At 47.3% G+C, this 1,969-nt stretch carries 3 protein-coding genes; all 3 read left to right on the top strand.

Going from position 1 to position 1,969, the window contains the following annotated elements; all coding sequences use genetic code 11:
• Positions 1 to 693: GTPase Era (gene era / locus L976_RS01270; protein WP_047533380.1), on the top strand; the 693-nt coding region annotated here is incomplete at its 5' end.
• A gap of 54 nt (positions 694 to 747) precedes the next feature.
• Positions 748 to 1,449, top strand: a complete 702-nt coding sequence (recO, locus tag L976_RS01265) for a DNA repair protein RecO (protein ID WP_047533377.1) — start codon at positions 748 to 750, stop codon at positions 1,447 to 1,449.
• An 84-nt stretch (positions 1,450 to 1,533) separates the two neighbouring features.
• The coding region (locus L976_RS01260) for a pyridoxine 5'-phosphate synthase (protein ID WP_047533374.1) at positions 1,534 to 1,969 on the top strand (436 nt) is incomplete at its 3' end.

Below are 1,969 nucleotides of genomic sequence, written 5' to 3'. Positions count from 1 at the left end.
GCGATTAACCGTTTAATGAACCGTGCCGCGGCAAGCTCTTTAGCAGATGTGTCTATGGTTATTTTTGTGGTCGATGGTATGACGTGGACCGCCGATGATGAGATGGTGCTAAGCAAACTTCGCCGCGGCGGTGAAGAGCGTAAAACCGTTTTAGCCATCAATAAAGTCGATAATATCAAAGATAAAGAAGCGCTTTTCCCTTATTTGGAAGACGTCGCTAAGAAGTATCCTTTCGATGAAATCCTGCCGATTTCAGCCAGTAAGGGGACCAATGTTAAGCGGATTTTAGAGATGGCGGCAGAGTCTCTGCCGGAGAATCCATTTTTCTTCCCAGAAGATTATGTGACCGACCGTTCACAGCGTTTTATGGCCTCTGAAATCGTGCGTGAGAAACTGATGCGCTTTTTAGGCGATGAATTGCCTTACGATGCCACGGTTGAAATCGAGCAATTTAAGATGATGGAAAATGGCGTTTACCAAATTAACGCCCTGATCCTCGTTGAGCGTGAAGGCCAAAAGCGGATGGTGATTGGTAGCAAAGGTGAGCGTATTCGTACCATTGCGACTCAAGCCCGCCTTGATATGGAAACCTTGTTTGATAACAAAGTGTTCCTCGAAGTGTGGGTGAAGGTTAAATCCGGTTGGGCCGATGATGAACGAGCCCTACGAAGCCTAGGTTACGGTGACGATTAATCGTCACTCACAGAGCGATAGGCCAAGCCTAATCATGAACGAGCGCACAGACCGATGAAACGGGGTTATGTTTTACATCATCGCCCCTATCGGGAGTCTAGCGCCCTCGTTAATCTGTTGGTCGACGGCATTGGCCGTGTTGATGCCGTGGCGCGGGTCGGGAGCGGTAAACGCTCCATCAAAAGTATCCTCCAACCCTTTCAGCCGCTGATTTTTGAATTTAGTGGTAAGTCTGAACTCAAAAACATCAGCCAAATTGAAGCGGCGGCTCCTGCCGTACCACTCTTAGGCTACAGTCTGTATGCTGGCATGTATATCAATGAGTTGCTGGTGCGCACCCTATCGGTTCATCATAATGCTGAGGCGTTATTCTTCATCTATCATCAAGCTTTAATGGGGCTGGCAGCACAATTTTGTGAGTCAAAACTGCGTTATCTTGAATTAGCATTGCTGCGTGAATTAGGTGCTATGCCGTCGCTTATCCGTGATACCCAAGGTGAGCCGCTTATCCCTGAGCATTATTATCAACTCGTGCCAGAACTTGGGTTTCAATTTGTGTTGAACAGCAGGGCAAAGCATACCTATCAAGGGGCTATGTTGATGGCGCTTAACGATAATCAATTGTTACAAGAGCAGTTTTTAGAGGCTAAGCGCTTGATGCGTTCGATGTTGCAACCTCTGCTCGGTAATAAGCCACTGGTGAGTCGACAATTGTTTATTCAGGCTGCAGCTTCAAAGGTAGATGGGAATAATTAGCCCTAGCTCCTGTTTTTTAGTGTCTGCCCCAGTACAATAGGGCGCGATATCATTTTAGCCTTACCAAAAATAAAGGAGTTCCCGATGAGCCGTATCTTATTGGGTGTAAATATCGATCATATTGCGACCCTTCGTCAGGCTCGCGGAACCAGTTATCCTGATCCTGTCCACGCTGCGGCCGTTGCTGAGCATGCAGGTGCCGACGGTATCACCATTCATTTGCGGGAAGATAGACGTCATATCATTGACCGCGATGTGTATCTGCTGGCAAAAACCTTAAAGACGCGGATGAACTTTGAGTGTGCTGTGACTGAAGAAATGCTCAACATTGCCTGCGAAGTCAAACCAACCTACGTTTGTTTAGTCCCTGAAAAGCGTCAAGAAGTGACGACTGAAGGCGGTTTAGATGTGGCTGGTCAATTAGATAAAATCACTGCTGCGGTAAGCCGCTTAGCCGCCAATGGTATTCAAGTGTCACTGTTTATTGATGCTGATAAGACGCAAATCGATGCCGCCGTTG

Origin of the sequence: Shewanella sp. ZOR0012 (assembly GCF_000798835.1) — a bacterium.
GTDB classification, from domain to species: domain Bacteria; phylum Pseudomonadota; class Gammaproteobacteria; order Enterobacterales; family Shewanellaceae; genus Shewanella; species Shewanella xiamenensis.
Note: the sequence above shows the minus strand (reverse complement) of the source record. Positions and strands in the feature narration are given on the sequence as shown.

Bases quoted from the DNA above. Each gene is read 5' to 3' on its own strand.
- recO (WP_047533377.1), top strand. From the start codon at position 748: ATGAAACGGGGTTATGTTTTACATCATCGCCCCTATCGGGAGTCTAGC.